Below are 21,921 nucleotides of genomic sequence, written 5' to 3' on the forward strand. Positions count from 1 at the left end.
TCTGCTCATCCACCCGCTGGAAGGAAAATCCGTGTCAGAGCAGGTCGCACCGCCCCCTTCGCCGGACGCTCCGCAGACCCCGTCGAGCGTGCCGGCACCCGCTGGGGAGGCGGGCGTGCAGCCGGCGCAGCCGGTTGAGCCGGAGAAGAAGTCCGGTGGAAAGAAGAAGCTGCTCGGCATCGTCGGGGCGCTCGTGGCGTTCGCGGTCGTCGGTGGTCTGAAGTTCGGTCTCGCCGCCATGTCCGACAAGGACGAGACGGCCGAGGCAAAGGCCGGGGACTGCATCGCCGAACTGCCCGAGGCCCTCGGCGAGGAGGAGACCAAGGTCGATGGCGCGAAGGTGGTGGCCTGCACCGATGCCACCGCCGTGTACAACGTGGTCGGCCGGGTCGACGGGCAGACCGAGGCGCAGGCCAGCTCCGGGGAGGCCTGCAACCAGTACTTCAAGGAAGAGGACGACGGCTACATCTTCTACAGCATCAAGCCGAGTGGCACCGGCTACCTGCTCTGCCTCACCAAGAAGGCCTGAGGCCGACCGGGCGTCATCCCCACCACCGGCGACGGCGGCGCGCACCTCCCGCGCCGCCGTCGCCGCGCCCGCCCGGGGCTGACGCCGAGGCCGACGCGAACAGGAGGTGAATGCCACTGTTCCGGCATCTTCCGGCGGGCGTCACCGCGTGGCAGGCTACCGGCACGTATGAGCACTGGGCGACCAGCCAACGATGACTGACCGCTAGGAGGACGAGCCAATGGGCGAAATGGTTACCTACCGTGGCGGTGGGGGTACCGGCGAGGGATATCTCGCGATACCGGCCACCGGCACAGCCAGCCCTGCGGTCATCGTCATCCAGGACTGGTGGGGCATCGTGCCGCACATCCGGTCGGTCGTGGACCGGTTCGCCGAGGCGGGCTTCGTCGCCCTCGCACCGGACTTCCGGCACGGCGAGCCGGCCGGCCGGCCGAGCGAGCCCCGGCAGATGCTGAACGGGCCGCAGATGGACGAGGCGGCGCACGAGATCGCGGCAGCCGCCGACTACCTCGCCGGCCGTACCGAGGTGGCCGGCAAGGTGGGCTGCGCCGGCTTCTGCGCCGGAGCCAGCCTGGCGCTCTGGGCGGCGAGCTTCTCCGAGCGGATCGTCGCCACCGCCGCCTTCTATCCCCGCCTGCCCTGGGAGGGTATGCGCGCCGAGTGGAGCGACTACGCCGGCAAGGACGCGCTGGTGCACTGCGCGGAGGCGGACGGCACCTCCACCGACCCGGGGGTGCAGGCGGTACGCCAGGCCATCGAGGCCGCCGGCGGCAACTGCCAGCTGCACGACTACCCGGGCACCGCGCACGCCTTCTTCAACGAGGACCGGCCGGAGAAGTTCGACCAGCGCGCCGCCACCAGCGCCTGGGCCCGTACCCTCGAACTCTTCCGGGCGAAGCTTGGCTGAACCGCGTACGCCGGCCGAGGTGGTCGCCCGCGCGGCGCGGGCGACCGATCTCACCCATCTCGACGCGGCCGTCGCGGACTGTTTCGCCTGCCCACGGCTGGTCGACTGGCGGGAGGAGGTCGCCCGGACGAAGCGGGCGGCCTTCCGCGACCAGGAATACTGGGGTCGGCCGGTGCCCGGCTTCGGCGATCCCACGGCCCGGATCGCCATCCTCGGGCTGGCCCCGGCGGCCCACGGCGGCAACCGCACCGGCCGGATCTTCACCGGTGACCGCTCCGGCGACGTCCTCTTCGCCGCGCTGCACCGCGCCGGCCTGGCCAACCAGCCGACCAGCGTGGCCGCCGACGACGGGCTGGCCCTGCGACAGACGCGGATCTTCGCCGCGGTGCGCTGCGCCCCGCCGGACAACAAGCCCACCCCGGCCGAGCGGGACACCTGCGCGCCGTGGCTGCACCGCGAGGTGGCACTGATCCGGCCGACGGTGCAGGTGGTGGTCGCGCTGGGCGCGTTCGCCTGGGCCGCGTGGTGGCCGGTGCTGCGCGACGTGTACGGCCGCCGTCCGCCCAGCCCGCGACCGTCGTTCGGTCATGGGGCACACTGGTCCGGCACGGCCGTACCGGAACTGCTCGGCTGCTACCACGTCAGCCAGCAGAACACTTTCACCGGACGGCTGACACCAGGGATGCTGGACGATGTGTTCACCCGGGCAAAGCGATTGGCCGGCGTGGACTGAGGCTGCGGGGGCGGTGGCGATGGCGGACATGAACTGCGGTTGCCCGCCGTCCCTACCGGTGGCCCGGAGGTAGGCCAGCATGGACTTCCTGCGCAGGTGGTGGCCGGTCGCGGTGGTGGTCGGCCTGCTCGCCGCGACGGCCCTGGCTGCCGCCCACTCGTCGATCGGCGCGAGCCGGGTCCCGCCCGCCGTCCGGGACGCCCCCTTCGTGCTGGACTACCCGACCGACGATCCGCGCCCGTCGATTCCCGCCGAGCCGCGGGAGGCCGCCGAGCAGACCCGCACCGAGATCCCGTCCTGGCTCGGCCGGGTGGCGCTGGTGCTGCTCGGGGCGGTGCTGCTCGCCGTCCTCGGCTATCTGGTCTGGACGCTGCTGCGGGGAGCGGCCCGCCGGGTCACCCGGGCACTGCCCAGGAAACCGGCCCGGCGCAGCGCCGAGGGGACCGCCCGCGAGGTGGTCGCCGCCGTCGACGCCGGGCTGGTCGAGCTGGACGACCGCGCCACCGACCCACGGACCGCGGTCATCGCCTGCTGGGTACGCCTCGAAGAGGCCGCCGCCGGTGCCGGGGTGCCCCGGAAGACTGGTGACACCGCCACCGACCTGGTCACCCGGCTGTTGCGGGGCGACCCGTCCAGCGGCGTACCGGCGATCGTCAGCGCCGACGTGCTGGCCGAGTTCGCGCACGTCTACCGCGAGGCCCGGTACGCCACCCGCCCGGTCGACGAAGAGACCCGTGACCAGGCCCGCACCGCCCTACGCCGGTTGCGCGGCGAACTCGCCGCCACGGTGGCGAGGTGACGCCGTGAGCGAGCGGCAGAGTGGGGCCAGCATCGATGACCTGCTCACCTTCGAGGAGGAGCGGCCGGTCCGGCCGGGGCCACGCCGGGGCGGTCGGCTGCGTACCGTGCTGAGCGTCCTCGGTGTCACCGCCGCCGCCACCGTCGTCCTGGTCGCCGGGCTGCGTGCGGTCGGGTTGCGGGTGTCCCTGCCGGTGCTGGTCGCCGCGGTGCTCACGCTGCTGGTGGTACGCCGTATCGTCGCCACGCTCGCGCCGCCCCGGGCGAGTGCCGGGGTCTCCGCCCGCGGCGGGGAAGAGGACGGCTCCTACAACTGGGCCGCCCGGGACGCGTTGCGCAACGCGATCAACGGCTGGGAACTGCCGCTCAACTGGTCCAAGACCCATCCGGAGCGCTTCACCACGGTGATCCTGCCCCGCCTCGCCGAACTGGCCGACGAGCGGCTGCGCCTCAAGCACGGCGTGACCCGTGAGTCGGACCCGGCCCGGGCCCGGGTGCTGCTGGGCGACCGGCTGTGGAAGTTCCTGGAGAAACCGCCCCGCCGCACCCCCTCGCCGCGCGACCTCGCGGCGATCGTCGCCGAACTGGAGAAGACTTGATGAACGACGTCGACCGGACGATGCCCGTCGCCGAGGTCGGCCGTCTCGCCCGGGCGGTGCTCGACGCGGTCGGTCAGGTCGTGGTCGGCAAGCGGGACGCCCTGGAGTTGGTCCTGGCCGGCATCCTGGCGGGCGGGCACGTCCTGCTGGAGGACCTGCCCGGCCTCGGCAAGACGCTCACCGCCCGGTCCTTCGCGCAGGCGCTCGGGCTGGATTTCCGGCGTCTCCAGTTCACTCCCGACCTGCTGCCCGCCGACGTCACCGGCTCGTTCCTCTACGACCAGCGCAGCGGCGACTTCGCGTTCCGGGCCGGGCCGGTCTTCACCAACCTGCTGCTCGCCGACGAGATCAACCGGACCCCGCCGAAGACCCAGTCCGCCCTGCTGGAGGCGATGCAGGAGAAGCAGGTCTCGGTGGAGGGCGTGACCTACCGGTTGGACGAGCCGTTCCACGTGCTCGCCACCGCCAACCCCATCGAGTACGAGGGCACCTACCCCTTGCCGGAGGCCCAGCTGGACCGGTTCCTGCTGCGGGTGTCGTTCGGCTACCCGGAGCACGAGGAGGAGTGGGAGGTGCTGCGCCGGCGGATGGCCCGCCGCCGGGAGGAGGCCGAGATCAAGTCGGTCGTCGACGCCGGCACCCTGCGCGCCATGCAGGCCGCGCTGGAGGACGTGGTGGTGGAGGACTCGGTCGGCCGCTACATCGTGGCGTTGACCTCGGCCACCCGCGAACACCCGTCGGTGCTGGTCGGCGCCTCGCCGCGCGGTTCGTTGGCGTTGCTGCTGCTGGCCCGGGTCCGGGCGGTGCTCTCCGGTCGGGACTACGTGGTGCCGGAGGACGTCAAGGACGTGGCCGCCCCGGCGCTGGCGCACCGGATCACGCTGCGGCCGGAGATGTGGCTGCGGCGGGTCGATCCGTCCTTCGTGGTCGGTGAGGTTCTCGACGGCACCCCGGCACCGGCCAGCGGAGCGCTGCCCAGCTACGCGGCCGGCCGGCAGGGGCACTGAACCCGTTGTGAGCAGCCAGGACCCGTCGACCGCGGAGCGCTGGACGCCGACCCCGGCGTTCGGCCGGGCCGTGCTGCTCACCGGGCTGCTCCTGATCGCCGCGGTGCTGCTCGGCCGAGTCGATCTGGTCGTGCTGGCCGCCCCGTTCGCGCTCGGCACCGCCTACGCGTTGCACCGCCGGCCCACCGAGCTGCCCCAGGTGTGGATCAGTGGCGAGGAGGAGCACCTGGTGGAGGGGGGCGAGGTGACCGGGACGGTCAGCGTCGGCAACCCCGGCACCGTGCCCTACGACGTGGCGGTGCTGCGGACCCGGGTCTCACCCTGGCTGCGGATCGAACGGGCGAGCCTGGCCGGTGGCACCGTCGCCGAGGGTGGCCGGTCCGGCGGGACCCGCCGGCCGGCCGTGGCCGGCCGGCCGTTCGTCACCTCGGTGGCCCCGGACACCGCGGTCGACCTGGAGTTGGCGGGCACCGCGCTGCGGTGGGGGCGGCACCGGCTCGGCCCGGCCGGTGCCCGGGTCTCCGCCGCCCAGGGACTGCTGGTCTCCCGGGCGGTGATCGCCGAGCCGACCCGGACCCGGGTGTACCCGAAGACCGAGCCCTTCGATGCGGTCGAGGCGATGCCCCGCGCCGCCGGGCTGGTCGGAGCCCACCGCTCGCGCCGGCCCGGCGAGGGCGGAGAGCTGGCCGGCGTACGGGTCTTCGCCCCCGGCGACCGGCTGCGCCGGGTCGACTGGCGGGTGTCGCTGCGCGCCCGGCAACTGCACGTGGCGGCCACCCTTTCCGATCGGGACGCCGAGGTGGTCGTGCTGCTCGACGTGCTCGCCGAGGCGGGCCGCTCCGGCGGGATCAACGGGACGGCCTCGGTGCTGGACACCACGGTCCGGGCCGCCGCCGCCATCGCCGAGCACTATCTGCACCGGGGCGACCGGGTGGCGCTGCTGGAGTACGGCCCGAGCGCCCGACGGCTGCGCCCGGCGACCGGCCGCCGGCAGTACCTGACCGTGCTGGAGTGGCTGTTGGACGTGCGGGCCCAGTCCTCGCCGCACGAGCCGTACGACCTCGTCTTCGGGCCGCAGGTGCTCTCCGCCGACGCGCTGGTGGTGGTGCTCACCCCGCTGCTGGAGGAGCGGTCGGCGCAGATGCTGGCCCGGTTGGCCCGCTCCGGGCGGTTCGTGGTGGCCGTGGACACCCTGCCGGCCGACCTGTCCCCGCCCACGGACCGGGGCTGGGCCGAGGTGGCGTACCGGCTGTGGCGGCTGGACCGGGAGACGATGATCGCCCAGCTGCGCGAACATGGCGTGCCGGTGGTGCCGTGGGCCGGCGCGGGCAGCCTCGACCAGGTGCTGCGGGACGTGGCCCGGCTGGCCGCCGCCCCCCGGGTGGGTGGCCGGTGAGCGCGAGGAACGTAGCGCAGCGGAGTACCGCAGTCGTGAACGAAGGACTGGCCCGGTGAGCGCGAGGAACGTAGCGCAGCGGAGTACCGCAGTCGGGCACGAAGGGTGGGTCCGGTGAGCGGGCGGATCCGGGCGTTGCGGACGGCGGCGGGCCGGGTCACCCTGACCCCGCTGCTGGTCCGCGCCGGGATCTTCGTCGGCACGCTGGTGGGGCTGCTGTTGGCGTACCCCGCCGAGGTCGTGGCGGGGCAGGTGCTCGGTGCCCTGGTCGTGGTCGCGGTGCTGCCCGCGCTGGCCCCGCGCCGGCTCTGGCCGACCTTCGCGGCGCTGGTCACCGTCGCGGGATGGCTGCTCGCCACCGACGGCTACGACCGGCCGATCGCGCTGTGGCGGCTGATGGTGGTCGCGGCGGTGCTCTACCTCACGCACACCCTCTGTGCGCTGGCCGCGGTGCTGCCGTACGACGCGGTGGTGGATCCGGACCTGATTGTGCGTTGGCTCACCCGCGCCGCCGCAGTGTTGCTCGCCACGTCGGTGGTCGGGGTGCTGCTGGTCGAACTGACTCGGGTGGGTGGTGACAACATCGGCCGGCAGGCCGTCACGGTCGCGGGTCTGCTGATCGCGACCGCGGTGACCGCGTTGCTGGCCTGGCTGCTGCGACGCAGGTGACGCCTGGGTCGGCCGGCGGCGGGGTGCGGCCGGCGGCGGCTGGTGGAAAGTGACCCGGGGTCCCACGTTGTCCGGGTCACAGTGAGGTTGTGCTCGGTCACAGAAGCGGGCCGCGAGCAGGATTAGCGCCGCTGGTCGGGGAAAGATGGTAGGCGTGAATCCGAAGCGGATCCTTGTGGTGGGTGCCGGGCATGTCGGGCTCTACGCGGCGCTGCGCCTGTCGAAGAAGCTCAGCTCCCGAGAGGCTGAGGTCATCGTCGTCGACCCCCAGCCGCACATGACGTACCAGCCGTTCCTGCCCGAGGCATCGGCGGGAAACATTTCCCCGCGGCACTCCGTGGTGCCGCTGCGTCGGGAGTTGCGCCGGTGCAAGGTGGTGGCCGGCGCGGTGACGCGGATCGATCATGACCGCAGGACCGCCGTGGTGCAGCCGATCGTCGGCCCGACCCGGGAGATCACCTACGACCACGTGGTGGTCTCCCCCGGCTCGGTCTCCCGGACCCTGCCGATTCCCGGCCTGCACGAGCACGGCATCGGCTTCAAGACCATCGGTGAGGCCATCTACCTGCGCAACCACGTGCTCGACCGGCTGGACGTGGCCGCCGCCACCACCGACCCCGACGTCCGCCGCAGCGCGCTGACCTTCGTCTTCGTCGGCGGCGGGTACGCCGGCATCGAGGCGCTCGCCGAGATGGAGGACATGGCCCGGGACGCCCTGAGGTACTACCCGGAGCTGGAGCCGTCGGACATGCGCTGGGTGCTGGTCGAGGCCACCCAGCGGGTGCTGCCCGAGGTCGACCGGGACATGGGCGCCTACACGGTGCAGCAGTTGCTGAAGCGGGACATGGACATCCGGCTGGACACCCGGCTGGAGTCCTGCGTCGACGGGGTGGTCCAGCTCTCCGACGGCGACAGCTTCCGGGCGGACACCATCGTCTGGACCGCCGGGGTGAAGCCGTCGCCGATGCTGGACGCGACCGACTTCCCCCGCGAGGAGCGGCGTCGGATCACCTGCCTGCCCACTCTCCAGGTGGTCGACGGTGACCGGGTGGTCGAGGGCGCCTGGAGCGCGGGCGACTGCGCCGCCGTGCCGGATCTCACCAAGCCGCCGGGCAACTACTGCTCGCCGAGCGCCCAGCACGCGGTACGCCAGGCGCAGCGGATGGCCGACAACATCGTGGCCGTGATCCGGGGCCGGGCGCCGGTGCCGTACAAGCACAAGCACGCCGGCAGCGTGGCCAGCCTCGGCCTGCACAAGGGCGTGGCCCAGGTCTACGGCATCAAGATGACCGGCTGGCCGGCCTGGTTCATGCACCGGACGTACCACATGAGCCGGATCCCCTCCTTCAACCGCAAGGTCCGGGTGGTGGTCGACTGGACGCTGGCGTTCGTCCTCAAGCGTGAGGTGGTCGCCCTCGGCCAGCTGCACGACCCCCGCGAAGAGTTCGCCGAAGCCTCCCGCAAGTAAGGAAGGGCCCCTTCTTAACGCCTCCGGTAGAGGAGGGGTCCCCTCTTAACAGGCAGGGTTCACACCCGCCAGTACCAGGCGTCGGCGGCCCGGGTCGACGGGCCGTAGAGCGCCTCCAAGGTCAGGCGGAGGTTGTCGGCGTGCGGTGTGGCGGTCGCCAGTGCCAGGCAGGAGGCGTCCCAGTAGCGGACGTCCGCCTCGGCCTGGCGGCGCTGCTCCTCGCCGACGACGGGACGCAGCCCGCTGGCGGACACCTCGGCCAGCAGCGCCGAGGTGGGCCGCTTGGCGACACCCATCGCGGCGCTGCCGTCGAGGCCGTTCGGGCCGATGAAGAAGCCCTCCGGCATGCCGAACCGGGCACCCGCCGCGGTCGCCCAGCGCATCGGGCCCGGCTCCTTCGGCGTGGCCAGCGGCACCGGCACCAGCACGCCGCCCGGCTCGACGCAGGCGCGCCAGTGGCCGGCGGTGATGAACTCCGGCACCGGCGTGCGCGCGGCGGTGGGCAGCGGCGCCGGGACCACCGGCACCAGCGCCACACCGATCGCCGCCAGCACCAGCCGCCGGGGCCGGCCGGTGGCCCGCAACGCCCGGTCCAGGGCCAGCACCAGGATCGTCGCCACCAACGGCGGTACGGCCAGGGCGAACCGCATCGGTAGCGCGCCGTCGACCACCGGGAGCCCGGCCAACAACGCGTACGGACCGGGCACGCCGGTGCCCTCGCGGTCGAAGACGATCTCGGGCCCGAGCGAGAGCGCGCCCATCACCAGGATGCCGACGGCGCAGGCCCGCACCAGCAGGTGACGCCCCAGCCAGAGCGCGCACCCGGCGGTGACCAGCAGCAGCGGCCAACCGAGGAAGGTGTTGTACTCGGCCGGGCCGGTGGTCAGTTCGGCCGAGCGGTCGTTCCCGACCAGAGCGAGCGGCGAGATCGCCCACCAGCTGCGCAGATCGGCCGAGAAGTAGTGCGGGCTGAAGAGACCTTCCGCGACGCCCTGCGGCCCGGCGAACTGGAACCACAGCGGGCGGGCGAGCACGAGCAGGGCCAGCCCGGTGGCGAGCGCCATGCCGCCGGCGAAGGCGGGCAGCGCGCGGCGGGCCAGGTCACGATGTACGGCGATCACCGTCACCGCCATCACCAGCAGGGTGACCGCGCCGAGGAAGAGCACCTCCTCGCCGATGAACACCTGTGCGGAGACGGCCACGGCGAGCCCGACCGCCAGGGCGACCAGCCGTCGCGTCCCGGCCCATCTGGCACGGGACGTGGCCGAGCCGGCCCGGCGGTCCGACCCCCGCCCGCCTGCGGCGAATTCCGGTGACCCGCCGCCGACGGTTCCGGCGGCCCGGAGCAGGCCGACCACCAGCCAGACGATGACCGGCAGCAGCCACTGGGCGGTCATGTGCAGGTGGCTGTTGCTCTGCGAGACGATTCCCGGGCCGAAGCCGCACAGCGCACCGCCCAGCGCCGCGGCGAGCCGGTGGGCGCGCAGCGTACGGCGGTAGAGGAGGTACCAGGCGGTCGCCGTGCCGGCCAGGTTGCCGGCCGTGAGCAGGGCGAAGGTGACCGGTGCGCCGAACAGCAGAGTGGCCGGCGCGAACAGCACGCCGAGGGCGATGACCGAGGTGTTGGCCATCAGGTTCACCCCGTCGGGGGCGTTGAGCCGGTCGCTGAGCAGCCCGAAGTCGCCCAGCAGGGCCCGCGCGTCGACGGTCAGGAACCACTCGTACAGGATCTGGTCATCGGGGTTGAGCGCGAGCGTCCGGCCCGTCGGGTCGGGCCAGAGGCCGTGGGTGAGCCAGCCGGCCAGCGCCGCGAAGAGCAGCCCCACGAGCAGATCGCCCCGATGCCGGGTGACGGCCCGGGGCAGCCGCGGTAGGCGTACCCGATCGATGGTGTGGAGCGCCCGCGTGGCCACATCGTCGTCCCGGGCGGTCGGTGCGCGGCTGCTCACGGCCTCGACCCTAGTGCCGGTGGCCGGCAGGGGACGCCGCAGCGGCCGCGAACCCGCTACCGTGGCACTGCACCGCGCGTGCCGGCGCGTCGGGGTCACCCGCCCGGGTGGTGGAACGGCAGACACGGCCGCCTTAAAAGCGGCTGCCGCAAGGCGTGCGGGTTCGACCCCCGCCCCGGGCACGCAGCGCATCCGTGGCGGCTGACGGCATCGCCGCCCAGGACGCGCGGGGCGGCGGCTCCGACCGCCGTGGCCGGGGGTGTGCGGGCACTCTCAGCGTTCCCTCAGGATTCCGATCACCACCGGACTGTCCCGGACGTTTACTCTTGTAGCGCGCGTTGACGTGCCACGACCCCCTTAGGGAGGCCAGACAGTGAAGACTTCGAACCCGGTGCTCGCCCGGCTCGGCCAGGCGGCCGAGCGCGAGCGTGCCGCTGGGTACGCCCCGACCGGGCCCTACGGGCAGCCCGGATACCCACAGCAGTACCCGCCGCAGGCCGGTTACCCCGGCGCGCCGGGTTACCCGTCCGCGCCGCCGGCGGTCACCCCCATGTCGATCGACGACGTGGTGGTCAAGACGGTCACGCTCCTGGCCATCCTCGGCGCCACCGCCGCGGCGGCGTGGGTGCTGGTGCCCGACGCGCTGCTCGGTGCCGCCTGGATCGGCGCCGCCGTGGTCGGTCTGGTGCTCGGTCTGATCATCTCGTTCTCCCGGATGGCGAACCCGGCGCTGGTCGTCGCGTACGCCGTCGTCGAGGGTGTCCTGGTCGGCGCGATCAGCAAGTTCTTCGAGACGCGCTACCCGGGCATCGTCATCCAGGCGGTCGTCGCCACCTTCGGCGTCTTCTTCGTGATGACCATGCTCTACAAGTCGCGCGTCATCCGGGCGACGCCGAGGTTCACCAAGGGTCTGGTCGCGGTGATGGCGGGCCTCTTCGCCGTCATGCTGATCAACTTCGTGCTCTCGCTGTTCGGTTTCAACACCGGCCTGCGGGACGGCGGCGCGCTGGCCATCGGCTTCAGCCTGGTCTGCATCGTCGTCGCCTCGCTGAGCTTCGTGCTCAGCTTCAAGGAGGTCGAGGACGGCGTCCGGATGGGCCTGCCACAGCGCTACTCCTGGGTCGCCGCGTTCGGCATCCTGGTCAGCCTGATCTGGCTCTACATCGAGATCCTGCGCCTGCTGAGCTACTTCCAGGGCGACGACTGACAGCCCGACGACCGACCGGCGCCCGCCCCCACCCGGGGACGGGCGCCGTCGTCGTTCCCCCACCTTCCCGCCCCGTTGATCATGCAGTTGTGGTGCCCGACAAAGCTCACGATTTACACAAAACGCCCACCACAACTGCATGATCGGCGGCGGAGGGGTGGGCGCGTAGGGTTGGGGGGTGCGGGAGGTGGATGTGGGGCGGGGGGTGGAGTTGCTGGTGCGGCAGGTCGGGCACTGGCAACAGCCGAGATGGTCCGCCATCGCGTCGGGGGGCAACGTTTCCCGGGCGGATCTGGTGCACCGGTTGGTGCAGGAGATCGCCAATCTGGCCGCTGACGCGGAGGGCGAGCCGCGCCGGACCGTACCCCGGCTCGACAACGACATGGCGCTGCCCGATCAGCTCCGGGTGGTCGCGGCCGACCTGCTGGCCGCCGACCCGACCGACCAGATCCTGGCCCGGGCCGCCACCGAGGTGACCGCGACCCGGACCGCTCTCTAGGGGCCGCGGTGTAGGGCCGTGCTCCGGAGTTGCGACCCGGGCCGTGGTCTGGGCCTGGGTCCGCGGGATCTCGCTGGGCCGAGCCGAGATCCAGCGGACACGTCGGGATCGGCGACCTCAGCTGAGGCGTTCGAGGAGCATGGCCATGCCCTGCCCGCCGCCGACGCACATGGTTTCCAGGCCGATGGTCTTGTCGTGCCACTGGAGGGCGTTGAGCAGCGTGCCGGTGATCCGGGCGCCGGTCATGCCGAACGGGTGGCCGACGGCGATCGCGCCACCCATCACGTTCAGCTTCTCCTCGGCGATGCCGAGCTGGCGGTACGACGGGATCACCTGGGCGGCGAACGCCTCGTTGATCTCGACGAGGTCGACGTCGTCGATGGTCATGCCGGCCCGCTTGAGCGCCTGCCGGCTCGCCTCGACCGGGCCGAGCCCCATGATCTCCGGCGACAGCGCGGTGACGCCGGTGGAGACGATCCGGGCCAGCGGGGTGATCCCCAGTTCCTCAGCCCGCTGGGCGCTCATCACCACCACGGCGGCGGCCCCGTCGTTGAGCGGGCAGCAGTTGCCGGCGGTGATCCGGCCATCGGGGCGGAAGACCGGCTTCAGCGCGGAGACCGCCTCCAGGGTCACCCCGGCGCGCGGGCCGTCGTCGGCGCTCACCACCGTGCCGTCGGGCGTGGTGACCGGGGTGATCTCGCGGGCCCAGAAGCCGTCGGCGATCGCCTTCTCGGCGAGATTCTGGCTGCGTACGCCGAAGGCGTCCATGTCCGCACGGCTCACGTCGTACACCTGGGCGAGGTTCTCCGCGGTCTGCCCCATGGCCAGGTAGACGTCGGGGAGCGCGTCCTTCTCCCGCGGGTCGGTCCAGACCGGGGCACCGCCCTCGGCGCGGGCCGTGGAACGCTGGTGGGCCTCGGTGAAGCGGGGGTTCTCCCAGCGGCCCACCAGGGCCTGCGCCTCCGGCGGCAGGCCGTCGGAGTTGCCCCGGGCGTAGCGGGAGACGGCCTCGACTCCGGCGGAGACAAAGATGTCACCCTCGCCGGCCCGGATCGCGTGCATCGCCATCCGGGTGGTCTGCAACGAGGAGGCGCAGTAGCGGGTGAGCGTGGCGCCGGGCAGGCCGTCGAGGCCCATCAGCACGGCGACCACCCGGGCCATGTTGAAGCCCTGCTCGCCGCCGGGCAGGCCGCACCCGAGGTAGAGGTCGTCGATCTGTCGCGGGTCGAGCTGGGGGACCTTGGCCAGGGCCGCCTGCACGATGGTGGCGGCGAGGTCGTCCGGGCGGAGGTCGCGAAGGGACCCCTTGTGGGCCCGGCCGATGGGGGAGCGGGCGGTGGCGACGATGACGGCGTCGCGGGACGACTCAATCGGCATGGGCACACGTTAACTCGCCGGTAACTTGCGGCGGAAGTTTTCCAACGCCGGGAAATGTCACCCGTCAGCGACGGGGGGTGACCGCCGCCGCGGCGACCACCGCCGGCAGTAGGGCGTGGGCCCAGACCCGGTAGCCGTCGGCGGAGGGGTGGAAACCGTCGTGGCAGAAGGTGCCGGCATCGGCCCGGAAAACCGGCCCCGTCTCGGTGTCCAGGTCGACCACCGTCCCGCCGGCGGCCAGGACGGCACCCGTCTGGGCCCGGCCGACCCGGCGGCCGACCCAACCGACGACCTGACGCAGCGGTGGCGCGATCGCCCGTACCGCGCCGAGGTCCGGGCAGGTGCCGACCACGACCTCGACTCCCGCCTGCCGCAACCGGTGCACGGCCGCGCCGAGGTAGGCGGCGGCGTCGGCCGGACGGCGCAGGCTGGTGGCGTCGTTCGCCCCGACCAGGATGACGGCCACGTCCGGCTGCTCACCGAGCAACGCCCGGGCCACCTGGGTGGCCAGGTCGGTGGAGCGCGAACCCGAGACACCGACGCTGGACAGGTGAACCTGTCGCCCAGCCGGACCCTCGGCGAGCAACTCGGCCAGCTGCCCGCCGATGGTGTCGGCGAGGCGGTCGACCCCGACACCGAGGGCGGAGGAGTCGCCGAGCAGCACCAGACGCAGCGGTGGGGCGTCGGCCCGGCCGACGGTCGCCCGCAGCGCGAGACCCAGCTCGGGCTGGGCGTAACGGCGGTTACGGGCAATCACGGCCTGGCCGGCGAGCACGGCCGCGCCGCCGAGCGTGCCGGCGAGCAGGGAGACCGCCACGGTGCGGGCCACCCGCGCGGCGGCCCGGGCGCCCGGCGACAGGCTGGTCATGTGAGTCCCTCCACTGCGGGTGAGTCGGTGGCGGAGGCGGAGTGCGGCACCGCGCCGACGCCGAAGAACCCCCGGCGGCGCAGCTGCGCCCAACGACCTGCCGAACCGCTGTCGCTGCCGCGGATCTGCGTGCCGCTGACCTCCGTCCCCGGATGCCGAGCCGCCTCCTGAGCGGCCTTAGGCAACGACCGTACGCCTTCCACGCGCGTGGGCGAAGGCCTGCTTTCGGCGCCATACCCCATCGCGGAGAGCACCGTGGGCAGCAGGGCGGCGGCGGCCATGGCGTACCCCTCGGCGGAGGGGTGGAACCGGTCCCAGGCGAACATCCGGCCCGGCTCCGCGGCGAACCGTGGCCCGAGCAGGTCGCCGAGGGAGACCGTCCAGCCGCCGGCCGAGACGACGGCGACCGTCTGGGCGGCGGCGAGCTGCCGACTCCACCGGCGGGCCAGCCACCGCAGCGGCGGCTGGATGGGCCGGATCGCACCCAGGTCGGGGCAGGTGCCGACGACCACCTCCGCGCCGGCCGCGCGCAGTGCGCGTACCCCCTCGACGAGGTAGCGCACGGCCAGGGCGGGCGGCGTGCGGTTGGTCACGTCGTTGCCGCCGATCAGGATGACCGCGACGTCGGGATCGCACTCCAGGGCGGCCTCGACCTGGAACCGGAGACCGGCCGAGATGGCGCCCACCACGGCGAAGCGGTGCAGCCGGACCGGTCGCTGGAGCCGCCGGGACAGGCCGGTGGCCAGTAGTGAGCCGGGCGTCTCCCGTCGCCGGTGCACGCCGTACCCGGCGGCCGACGAGTCGCCGAGGATGACCATGGTGACCGCCGGGCCGGGAAACTTGGCGCCGTAGACCCCGTCGCAGCGCGGTGGCGGCGCCTCGGCCATCGGGATCGTCCGCCGGGCCTGACGGGCCTGGCCGAAGAGCACACCGGTGGTCGCCGCCGCGGCGGCCACGGTGGCACCCGTGCCGATCGCCGCCAGGCGGGCCAGCCGCCAGGCGCGCTGCCGGCGCGGACGATCCGGTACGACGGAACCAGCCACCCCCATACCGCGACACTAGCGCGCCCGTCCGACGGGCCGCTGTCGTCACCGATGCTGCCCCGGTGCCTGGAAAACGACCGCTCTGGGTACTTGGATGGTGAGTGTTGCGTCGGGTCGTCACGCTGCACATGGAGAGGAGCACGACGATGGCTAAGACGTTGAAGCGGGGTGCGGCGTTCGTGGCCCTGGCCCGGGCGCTGACCGCCGGCGCCCGGGGCGGCCCGTCGCTCGGCGCGCGGATCGGGGCGCTGCCCCGGATGATCGCGGCCACCGCACGGGGCCGCTACGACGGCGGCCTCCGGCTGGCCATGATGACGGCGGCGACGGCGTACGTCGTCTCTCCGATCGACGCGGTGCCGGAGATGTTCCTCACGGTGTTCGGGCTGATCGACGACGCGGTGATGGTCACCTGGTTGGCCGGCGCGGTGCTCGCCGAGACCGAACGCTTCCTGGAGTGGGAGGCACGTCGCAGCTCTGTGGTCCCCGGCCACGTGGTGAGCTGACCCGACGTACCCTGGGCGCGGGATTTCACGCGAGCAACCCGCCCCGGCCTGCGGCGCCGGCGCCGGAGGAGAAGGGCACAACGAGGTGCAGTACTACGACAACGTCGTCGAGATGATCGGCAACACCCCGCTGGTGCGGCTGCGCAACGTCGCCGAGGGCATCCAGGCGACGGTGCTGGCGAAGGTGGAGTACCTCAACCCCGGTGGCTCCGTGAAGGATCGGATCGCGCTGCGCATGGTGGAGGACGCCGAGGCCGCCGGGATCCTCCGGCCGGGTGGCACCATCGTCGAGCCGACCAGCGGCAACACCGGCGTCGGTCTGGCCCTGGTGGCCCAGCTCAAGGGCTACAAGTGCGTCTTCGTCTGCCCGGACAAGGTCAGCCAGGACAAGCAGGACGTGCTGCGGGCGTACGGCGCGGAGGTGGTCGAATGCCCGACCGCCGTCGCGCCGGAGGACCCCCGCTCGTACTACAACGTCTCCGATCGGCTGGCCCGGGAGATCCCCGGCGCATGGAAGCCCAACCAGTACGCCAACCCGGCGAACCCGCGCTCGCACTACGAGACGACCGGTCCCGAGCTGTGGAAGCAGACCGAGGGCCGGATCACCCACTTCGTCGCCGGCGTCGGCACCGGCGGCACCATCTCCGGCATCGGGCGCTACCTGAAGGAGGCGTCCGGCGGCACGGTCAAGGTCATCGGCGCGGACCCGGAGGGCTCGGTCTACTCCGGCGGCACCGGTCGGCCGTACCTGGTCGAGGGGGTCGGCGAGGACTTCTGGCCGGAGACGTACGACCGGGGGGTGGCCGACCAGATCGTCGAGGTCTCGGACAAGCAGTCCTTCGAGATGACCCGGCGGCTGGCCCGCGAGGAGGGGCTGCTGGTGGGCGGCTCCTGCGGCATGGCGACGGTGGCGGCGCTGGAGGTGGCCCGCTCCGCCGGCCCGGACGACGTGGTCGTGGTGCTGCTGCCGGACAGCGGCCGGGGCTACCTTTCCAAGATCTTCAACGACGGCTGGATGGCCCGCTACGGGTTCCTCGACAACTCGGGCTCCGAGCCGACCGTGGCCGAGGCGCTCGCCAGCAAGCCGGGCGGGCTGCCCGAGCTGGTGCACGTGCACCCGACCGAGACGGTCCGCGACGCGGTCGACTACATGCGCGAGTACGGCGTCTCCCAGTTGCCGGTGCTCAAAGCCGAGCCGCCGGTGGTCACCGGCGAGGTGGCCGGCTCGATCGCCGAGAAGGACCTGCTCGACGCGTTGTTCACCGGCCAGGCGCAGCTGCACGACACCATCGAGCGGCACATGGCGTCGCCGCTGCCGATGATCGGCGGTGGCCAGCCGGTTAGCGAGGCGGTGAACCTGCTGGAGAAGTCCGACGCCGCGCTGGTGCTGATCGACGGCAAGCCCAAGGGCGTGCTCACCCGCCAGGACCTGCTCGCCCATCTCGGCGCCCGCTGACCCACCGATCGACGGCCGGGCGGGTACGCCCGGCCGTCCTCGTCGGCGCCGCCCTTCGCGGGTCGGGCCACGCCGTCATGCCGTGCCGCTGAACAGTGCTGCGACCGTGCCGAGCAGTGCTGCGTGGTCAGGCAATGCGGGCCGGAAGTCTCCGAAACTTTCGGTGTTTCCTTGGTTCAGTCATGATCCATCGATCCGGCCCTGGTGGCCCGGGTCGAGAATTCGCCTGGTTGACGTTGCTACTGGCCAGGCTTGATGACAATCGGAGCCGATCGGTTGCGGTAGCAATGCTTCCGTAGTATTTCCGGAAGTTGTTGACAGTGTGACCGGGCCCGGCCAATACTGTCGCCATCGAAGCAGCTCGATAGCCGTCCGACGGTCGCCCCACCGCGACCCACTCCTCCGGTCGTGCCGGACAGGACGACCGGTCCACCACCACCGCGTAGTGCGATGCCGGCGGCCTCCGGCGGCTGCCACCTGGCCACCGCGAACCCCGCCGGCTCGTACGCGCTGCTGGCCTCCCGCCAGCCGTCACGAGGAGGAAGCACGCAGATGAAGAACATCCCCGTCCAACCGACAGGCCGCCGGCGCGGACGTCTCAGGATGCTGATCGCCGGGGCCTGCGCCGTGGCGCTGGTGGCGACCGGTGCCGCCGCCATCGGGGCCAGCCCCGCCTACGCCCAGACCGTGACGTCGAATTCCGAAGGAAACCACAACGGCTACTTCTATTCCTTCTGGAAAGACAGTGGCAACGTCTCGATGACCATGGGCAACGGCGGCCAGTACAGCGTCCAGTGGAGCAACGTCAACAACTTCGTCGCCGGTAAGGGCTGGAACCCCGGCACCCGACGGTCCGTGACGTACTCCGGCACCTACAGCCCGAACGGCAACTCGTACCTGACGCTCTACGGGTGGACGAGGAGCCCGCTCGTCGAGTACTACATCGTGGACAGTTGGGGCAGCTGGCGTCCCCCGGGTGCGAGTTCCATGGGCACGGTCACCAGCGACGGTGGCACGTACGACATCTACCGCACGCAGCGGGTCAACCAGCCCTCCATCGACGGCACCGCGACCTTCTACCAGTACTGGAGCGTCCGGACGTCGAAGCGGGTGGGCGGCACCATCACCACCGGCAACCACTTCGACGCCTGGGCCAGCCGTGGCATGAACCTCGGCAACCACTACTACCAGATCATGGCCACCGAGGGGTACCAGAGCAGTGGTAGCTCCAACATCACGGTGGGCGGCAGCGGCGGGGGCTCCAACCCCACCACCCCGCCGCCGAGTGGCGGCAACTGCACGGTGAGCGTCAACCGGGCCGACGAGTGGAGCGACCGGTTCAACGTGAACTTCTCGGTCAGCGGCACCAACAACTGGGTCGTCACCATCCGCACGAACGGCAGCCAGAGCCTCCAGAACAGCTGGAACGCGTCGGTCAGCGGCAGCAGCGGCACCCTCACGGCGCGCCCGAACGGCAACGGCAACAACTTCGGCATCACGCTCTACAAGAACGGCAACAACACCACACCCACCGCGACCTGCGCGACCGGCTGAGCTGGCCGGCAGAGCTAGGGGTGCCGGCCGCGTCGGCACCCCTGGCCCGGTGCACGGGCCCGGACGCACAGCGGGCTCACAAGAGCGGCAAAGTGTCCGCTTATCGGCCGTTCCTATCGTCGCTGCCAGGCACGACGACGGGAGGCAACGATGAGGTACGACCACCACGAGGGGCAGCGGGTCAGCCGGCGGCGCATCATCGCCGGGATCGGCTCGGTCGGGCTGGCCGGCCTGCTGGCGGCCTGCGGCCGGGACGGCGGCACCGTCACCACCTCGACCGGTGAGACCGTCGCCCCGCAGGCGACCACCGCCAACGATCTCACCTCGCTGTTCGACGGGGCGAACACCTGCACGCTGACGGCGAGCACCACCCAGGGGCCGTACTACTTCGACGCCGACAAGATCCGTAGCGACATCCGGGAGGACCGCGAGGGCGTACGGCTCCGACTGGCCATCCGGGTGCAGGACAGCGAGCAGTGCGGGCCGCTGCCGAACGCGGTGGTGGAGATCTGGCACTGCGACGCGGCCGGCCTCTACTCGGGTGCCGAGGCCCAGTCGTCCGGCGCGAACGGCGCCTCCGGCGGCGGCACCCCGCCCAGTGGCGGCCCCGGCGGCACCCCGCCGAGCGGTGCACCCGGCGGCGCTCCTGGTGGCAACTCGCCCGGCGGTGACTCCGGTGGCGGGGACATGGCCGATCTGACCCCGGCCGACGACCAGCGCTACCTGCGCGGGGCGCAGGTCACCAACGCCGACGGCATCGTCGAGTTCACCACCATCTGGCCCGGCTGGTACCGGGGCCGCACCGTGCACATCCACGCGATGGTGCATGTCGACAACGCCCGGGTGCTGACCACGCAGGTGATGTTCGACGAGACGCTGAACGCCAAGGTCTATGCCAACCAGCCGTACGCGGTGCACACCGGGCGGGACACCTTCAACGACAACGACTCCATCTTCGCCGAGAGCATGCTGATGACGGTGACCGAGGACGGCGACGGCTACCTCGGCGTAATCAACTTCGGCGTCGACTCCGACCAGGACGGAACCTGACGGCGGCGAGCCCCCACCTTCCGGTCTGGTTCAGTCGACGGATCGGTGGCATATCAATACCCTGGCCGATTATCGTAAGCCCGCACGGGGAAATTTCGATGCCGATAGTTGAGGCCGAGTCGACTCGGTGGCGCACCATCTGGCCGATCGCCTGCTGTCGATCATCAAGGTGCACCATCACACTCGCCAGGTGAGTAGCCCAAAGCCAAAGAAAAATGTAAATCTGCTCCTCAGTGTTGCCGCGGGCATCGTGGCCCTGTGTTGCTGCGGCGGCATCGTCAATGCGTTTTCCGACGACGACAAAGCGGCCAGGCCATCAACTGCGGCCGACGCAAAAATTGTTGACGAGATTTATGCGACGCTGAGCCCGGATGCGACGCCGGATCCGATCAGTACGGCGACAGTTGCGGCCACGCCAGGGCAGTCCGCCACACCGAAGCCGTCCAAGTCCGTCAGCCCCACACCGAAGTCATTCAAGAGTGTCAGCCCCACGCCGAAGCGGACCAGCACGGCACCGAGCGCCGCGGCACCGAAGCCGAAACCGACGCCGACGAAGACCACTGCGAGCGTGCAGCAGGGCGTGCATCCGGGCGCGTTCTGTTCCGTCCAAGGAGCGCGTGGGGTGACGAAGACCGGCAGGGCGATGGTATGCACCACCACCGCAACGGACAGCAGGAAAAGGTGGCGGGCTGCCTGACCAGCGCAGCATTCCTGAATTCGGGTCGCGGATACGAGATCTTGGACAGTTCCTGTTCGGCGCGAACAGGAACTGTCCAAGATCTCGAACGTCGAGCGGGTCGAGGACGTCGACCGGAGTGGGTCAGAGGGGGCGGGTGTAGCGCAGTTGCGGGGTCTGCGTGGTGCCGATCAGTTCGATGCGTTCCGCTCCGGTCGGCGACCAGCCGCCACGCTCGTAGAACCGGCGGGCGGCGGTGTTCTTGCGCAGCACCCAGAGCACCGCGCGACGCCAGCCCCGGGTCCGCATGGCCTCCAGGGCGTCGACCATCAACGCCCGGCCGATGCCCCGGCCACGCTCGGCCGGGGCCAGATGGATCGCGCAGAGCAGCCCGGTGTCCGGTTCGTCCTCGTCGTCCGGCCCGAGGTAGCTGAACCCGACCAGGGTATCGGCCCGCATGGCCAGGATCATCCGGTGGCTGTCGCGCTCCCAGGCCCACCGTTCGGCCCAGTATGCGCCCATGGCCTTCGGCGTCGGGGTGGCCAGCGCCTCCGGCGGCAGGAAGGAGGAGTACGCGGCGACCCGGGACCGCTGGTGGAGCTGGCCCACCGCCATCAGGTCGCCGGCGGTGGCGGGACGCAGCGTGACGGTCATCCGGCCGAGGGTACCCGCCGGGGCGGGACCTGAACCGTGGTCAGGTCCTCGGCGATCACCAGGTCGCCGTCGAAGTGCCGGCGGGCCTCCTCGGCGAAGCGGGTCGGGTCGGCGTACCGCTGGGAGAAGTGGGTGAGCACGAGGCGGCGTACCCCCGACTCGGTTGCCACCCGCGCGGCCTGGCCGGCGGTGAGGTGCCCGACCTCGGCGGCGAGGGCGGCCTCCGACTCCAGGAAGGTCGACTCGATGACGAGCAGGTCGGCCTGCTCGGCCAGCGCGTACACGCCGTCGCAGAGGCCGGTGTCCATCACGAAGGCGAACCGCTGCCCGGGGCGGGGCACGCTTACCTCCTCCCGGGTGACGCGACGCCCGCCGAGGTCGAGGTGGCCGACACGCTGCAACTCGCCGACCGCCGGCCCGACGATGCCGTATGCGGCCAGTCTCTCCGGCACCATCCGGCACCCGTCCGGCTCGACCAGCCGATAGCCGTACGTGTCGATCGGGTGCCGCAGCCGGCGGGCCTCCAGCGTGCCGCAGCGCAGCGCGATCCGCTGCCCGTCCGCCTCGATCGGCTCCACGGCCAGCTCGGCGGTCTCGTAGAAGGAACTGGCGTGGCGCAGCCGGGCGAAGTACTCGGTGCCGGCGGCGGGGAAATGCACCGGGACCGGGTGCGGCACCCGGTCCAGGGAGAGTCGCTGGATGATGCCGGGCAGGCCGAGGCAGTGGTCGCCGTGGAAGTGGGTGACGCAGATCCGGGTCAGATCGGTGGCGGTGACCGTGGTGTGCAGCAACTGCCGCTGGCTGCCCTCGCCCGGGTCGAGGAGGATCACCTCGTCGTCCCAGCGCAGCACGTACCCGTTGTGGTTGCGGACCCGGGTGGGGGCCTGGCTGGCCGTCCCGAGCACCACCAGCTCGCGCATGGACACGTCGATCTCCCCGGACCAGCCCGGGTCTGCCCGGGCATCAAGCGACCCCCGGG

Annotated in this window: 22 protein-coding genes and 1 tRNA gene; 17 read left to right on the forward strand and 6 right to left on the reverse strand. The window is 72.0% G+C overall.

The genetic code is table 11. The features are described 5' to 3' along the window. Positions 1–31: 31 nt before the first annotated feature. The 9 genes from ACQPYA_RS05265 to ACQPYA_RS05305 all read left to right on the forward strand — a co-directional run bounded on the left by ACQPYA_RS05265 (position 32) and on the right by ACQPYA_RS05305 (position 8,106). Positions 32–529 carry an LppU/SCO3897 family protein gene (locus ACQPYA_RS05265; RefSeq protein ID WP_433531511.1) on the forward strand — a complete coding sequence of 166 codons (498 nt, stop codon included), beginning with the start codon at positions 32–34 and terminating at the stop codon, positions 527–529. Positions 530–749: 220 nt separating this feature from the next. Further along, the gene (locus tag ACQPYA_RS05270; protein WP_433531512.1) at positions 750–1,436 is read left to right on the forward strand and encodes a dienelactone hydrolase family protein; all 687 of its coding nucleotides are present in this window, start codon (positions 750–752) and stop codon (positions 1,434–1,436) included. Between the two features lie 19 nt (positions 1,437–1,455). Beyond that, a complete protein-coding gene (locus ACQPYA_RS05275; RefSeq protein WP_433533385.1) occupies positions 1,456–2,169 on the forward strand; it encodes a uracil-DNA glycosylase in 714 nt (237 codons plus the stop codon). Positions 2,170–2,248: 79 nt separating this feature from the next. Further along, positions 2,249–2,968: a DUF4129 domain-containing protein gene (locus tag ACQPYA_RS05280; RefSeq protein ID WP_433531513.1), complete on the forward strand. Its 720-nt coding sequence runs from the start codon at positions 2,249–2,251 to the stop codon at positions 2,966–2,968. Between the two features lie 4 nt (positions 2,969–2,972). Further along, complete coding sequence (locus ACQPYA_RS05285) at positions 2,973–3,566, forward strand: hypothetical protein (RefSeq protein WP_433531514.1); 594 nt, start codon at positions 2,973–2,975, stop codon at positions 3,564–3,566. After that, on the forward strand, positions 3,566–4,573 hold the full coding sequence (locus ACQPYA_RS05290; RefSeq protein WP_433531515.1) for an AAA family ATPase: 1,008 nt from the start codon (positions 3,566–3,568) through the stop codon (positions 4,571–4,573). The genes ACQPYA_RS05285 and ACQPYA_RS05290 overlap by 1 nt, the downstream gene beginning before the upstream one ends. Before the next feature lie 7 nt (positions 4,574–4,580). After that, on the forward strand, positions 4,581–5,969 hold the full coding sequence (locus ACQPYA_RS05295; RefSeq protein WP_433531516.1) for a DUF58 domain-containing protein: 1,389 nt from the start codon (positions 4,581–4,583) through the stop codon (positions 5,967–5,969). Positions 5,970–6,074: 105 nt separating this feature from the next. Next, on the forward strand, positions 6,075–6,638 hold the full coding sequence (locus ACQPYA_RS05300; RefSeq protein WP_433531517.1) for a hypothetical protein: 564 nt from the start codon (positions 6,075–6,077) through the stop codon (positions 6,636–6,638). A gap of 154 nt (positions 6,639–6,792) precedes the next feature. Next, on the forward strand, positions 6,793–8,106 hold the full coding sequence (locus tag ACQPYA_RS05305) for an NAD(P)/FAD-dependent oxidoreductase (RefSeq protein ID WP_433531518.1): 1,314 nt from the start codon (positions 6,793–6,795) through the stop codon (positions 8,104–8,106). A gap of 59 nt (positions 8,107–8,165) precedes the next feature. Here the strand turns inward: ACQPYA_RS05305 and ACQPYA_RS05310 are convergent, their stop codons facing one another. Continuing rightward, positions 8,166–10,055 (reverse strand): hypothetical protein, encoded by a 1,890-nt coding sequence (locus ACQPYA_RS05310; protein WP_433531519.1) that lies wholly within the window; start codon positions 10,053–10,055, stop codon positions 8,166–8,168. A gap of 101 nt (positions 10,056–10,156) precedes the next feature. Between ACQPYA_RS05310 and ACQPYA_RS05315 the strand changes: the two genes are divergently transcribed. The 3 genes from ACQPYA_RS05315 to ACQPYA_RS05325 all read left to right on the forward strand — a co-directional run bounded on the left by ACQPYA_RS05315 (position 10,157) and on the right by ACQPYA_RS05325 (position 11,761). Continuing rightward, a tRNA-Leu gene (locus tag ACQPYA_RS05315) sits at positions 10,157–10,237 on the forward strand. A gap of 191 nt (positions 10,238–10,428) precedes the next feature. Continuing rightward, positions 10,429–11,262 (forward strand): Bax inhibitor-1/YccA family protein, encoded by an 834-nt coding sequence (locus tag ACQPYA_RS05320; RefSeq protein WP_433531520.1) that lies wholly within the window; start codon positions 10,429–10,431, stop codon positions 11,260–11,262. A 178-nt stretch (positions 11,263–11,440) separates the two neighbouring features. Then, the gene (locus ACQPYA_RS05325) at positions 11,441–11,761 is read left to right on the forward strand and encodes a hypothetical protein (protein ID WP_433531521.1); all 321 of its coding nucleotides are present in this window, start codon (positions 11,441–11,443) and stop codon (positions 11,759–11,761) included. A gap of 117 nt (positions 11,762–11,878) precedes the next feature. Here ACQPYA_RS05325 and ACQPYA_RS05330 read toward each other — a convergent pair whose 3' ends face one another. The 3 genes from ACQPYA_RS05330 to ACQPYA_RS05340 form a co-directional block, all read right to left on the reverse strand. Beyond that, entirely contained in the window at positions 11,879–13,138 is a 1,260-nt protein-coding gene (locus ACQPYA_RS05330) for an acetyl-CoA C-acetyltransferase (protein ID WP_433531522.1), read from the reverse strand. Positions 13,139–13,202: 64 nt separating this feature from the next. After that, positions 13,203–14,006, reverse strand: coding sequence for an SGNH/GDSL hydrolase family protein (locus ACQPYA_RS05335; protein ID WP_433531523.1), 804 nt, complete (start codon positions 14,004–14,006; stop codon positions 13,203–13,205). Continuing rightward, positions 14,003–15,055, reverse strand: coding sequence for an SGNH/GDSL hydrolase family protein (locus ACQPYA_RS05340; RefSeq protein WP_433531524.1), 1,053 nt, complete (start codon positions 15,053–15,055; stop codon positions 14,003–14,005). Before ACQPYA_RS05340 ends, ACQPYA_RS05335 begins: the two co-directional genes overlap by 4 nt. Positions 15,056–15,195: 140 nt before the next feature. Here ACQPYA_RS05340 and ACQPYA_RS05345 point away from each other — a divergent pair, with 140 nt between their 5' ends. The 5 genes from ACQPYA_RS05345 (at position 15,196) to ACQPYA_RS05365 (ending at position 20,309) form a co-directional block, all read left to right on the forward strand. Next, a complete protein-coding gene (locus tag ACQPYA_RS05345) occupies positions 15,196–15,552 on the forward strand; it encodes a YkvA family protein (RefSeq protein ID WP_433531525.1) in 357 nt (118 codons plus the stop codon). Positions 15,553–15,637: 85 nt separating this feature from the next. Next, the gene (locus ACQPYA_RS05350) at positions 15,638–17,008 is read left to right on the forward strand and encodes a cystathionine beta-synthase (protein WP_433531526.1); all 1,371 of its coding nucleotides are present in this window, start codon (positions 15,638–15,640) and stop codon (positions 17,006–17,008) included. A 552-nt stretch (positions 17,009–17,560) separates the two neighbouring features. Further along, complete coding sequence (locus tag ACQPYA_RS05355) at positions 17,561–18,562, forward strand: glycoside hydrolase family 11 protein (protein WP_433533386.1); 1,002 nt, start codon at positions 17,561–17,563, stop codon at positions 18,560–18,562. Between the two features lie 150 nt (positions 18,563–18,712). Continuing rightward, entirely contained in the window at positions 18,713–19,612 is a 900-nt protein-coding gene (locus ACQPYA_RS05360) for an intradiol ring-cleavage dioxygenase (RefSeq protein ID WP_433531527.1), read from the forward strand. Between the two features lie 127 nt (positions 19,613–19,739). Continuing rightward, complete coding sequence (locus tag ACQPYA_RS05365; protein ID WP_433531528.1) at positions 19,740–20,309, forward strand: hypothetical protein; 570 nt, start codon at positions 19,740–19,742, stop codon at positions 20,307–20,309. Positions 20,310–20,432: 123 nt separating this feature from the next. Here the strand turns inward: ACQPYA_RS05365 and ACQPYA_RS05370 are convergent, their stop codons facing one another. Continuing rightward, positions 20,433–20,942, reverse strand: a complete 510-nt coding sequence (locus ACQPYA_RS05370) for an N-acetyltransferase family protein (protein WP_433531529.1) — start codon at positions 20,940–20,942, stop codon at positions 20,433–20,435. Continuing rightward, the gene (locus ACQPYA_RS05375) at positions 20,939–21,868 is read right to left on the reverse strand and encodes a ribonuclease Z (RefSeq protein WP_433533387.1); all 930 of its coding nucleotides are present in this window, start codon (positions 21,866–21,868) and stop codon (positions 20,939–20,941) included. The genes ACQPYA_RS05370 and ACQPYA_RS05375 overlap by 4 nt, the downstream gene beginning before the upstream one ends. Positions 21,869–21,921 lie beyond the last annotated feature (53 nt).

It is taken from the genome of Micromonospora sp. CA-263727, assembly GCF_050942455.1.
Taxonomy (GTDB): Bacteria; Actinomycetota; Actinomycetes; order Mycobacteriales; family Micromonosporaceae; genus Micromonospora.

Coding starts and splice junctions, on each gene's coding strand:
- ACQPYA_RS05270 (WP_433531512.1), top strand. CDS start 750: ATGGGCGAAATGGTTACCTACCGTGGCGGTGGGGGTACCGGCGAGGGA.
- ACQPYA_RS05280 (WP_433531513.1), top strand. CDS start 2,249: ATGGACTTCCTGCGCAGGTGGTGGCCGGTCGCGGTGGTGGTCGGCCTG.
- ACQPYA_RS05290 (WP_433531515.1), top strand. CDS start 3,566: ATGAACGACGTCGACCGGACGATGCCCGTCGCCGAGGTCGGCCGTCTC.
- ACQPYA_RS05330 (WP_433531522.1), bottom strand. CDS start 13,138: ATGCCGATTGAGTCGTCCCGCGACGCCGTCATCGTCGCCACCGCCCGC.
- ACQPYA_RS05335 (WP_433531523.1), bottom strand. CDS start 14,006: ATGACCAGCCTGTCGCCGGGCGCCCGGGCCGCCGCGCGGGTGGCCCGC.
- ACQPYA_RS05340 (WP_433531524.1), bottom strand. CDS start 15,055: ATGGGGGTGGCTGGTTCCGTCGTACCGGATCGTCCGCGCCGGCAGCGC.
- ACQPYA_RS05345 (WP_433531525.1), top strand. CDS start 15,196: ATGGCTAAGACGTTGAAGCGGGGTGCGGCGTTCGTGGCCCTGGCCCGG.
- ACQPYA_RS05355 (WP_433533386.1), top strand. CDS start 17,561: ATGAAGAACATCCCCGTCCAACCGACAGGCCGCCGGCGCGGACGTCTC.
- ACQPYA_RS05360 (WP_433531527.1), top strand. CDS start 18,713: ATGAGGTACGACCACCACGAGGGGCAGCGGGTCAGCCGGCGGCGCATC.
- ACQPYA_RS05370 (WP_433531529.1), bottom strand. CDS start 20,942: ATGACCGTCACGCTGCGTCCCGCCACCGCCGGCGACCTGATGGCGGTG.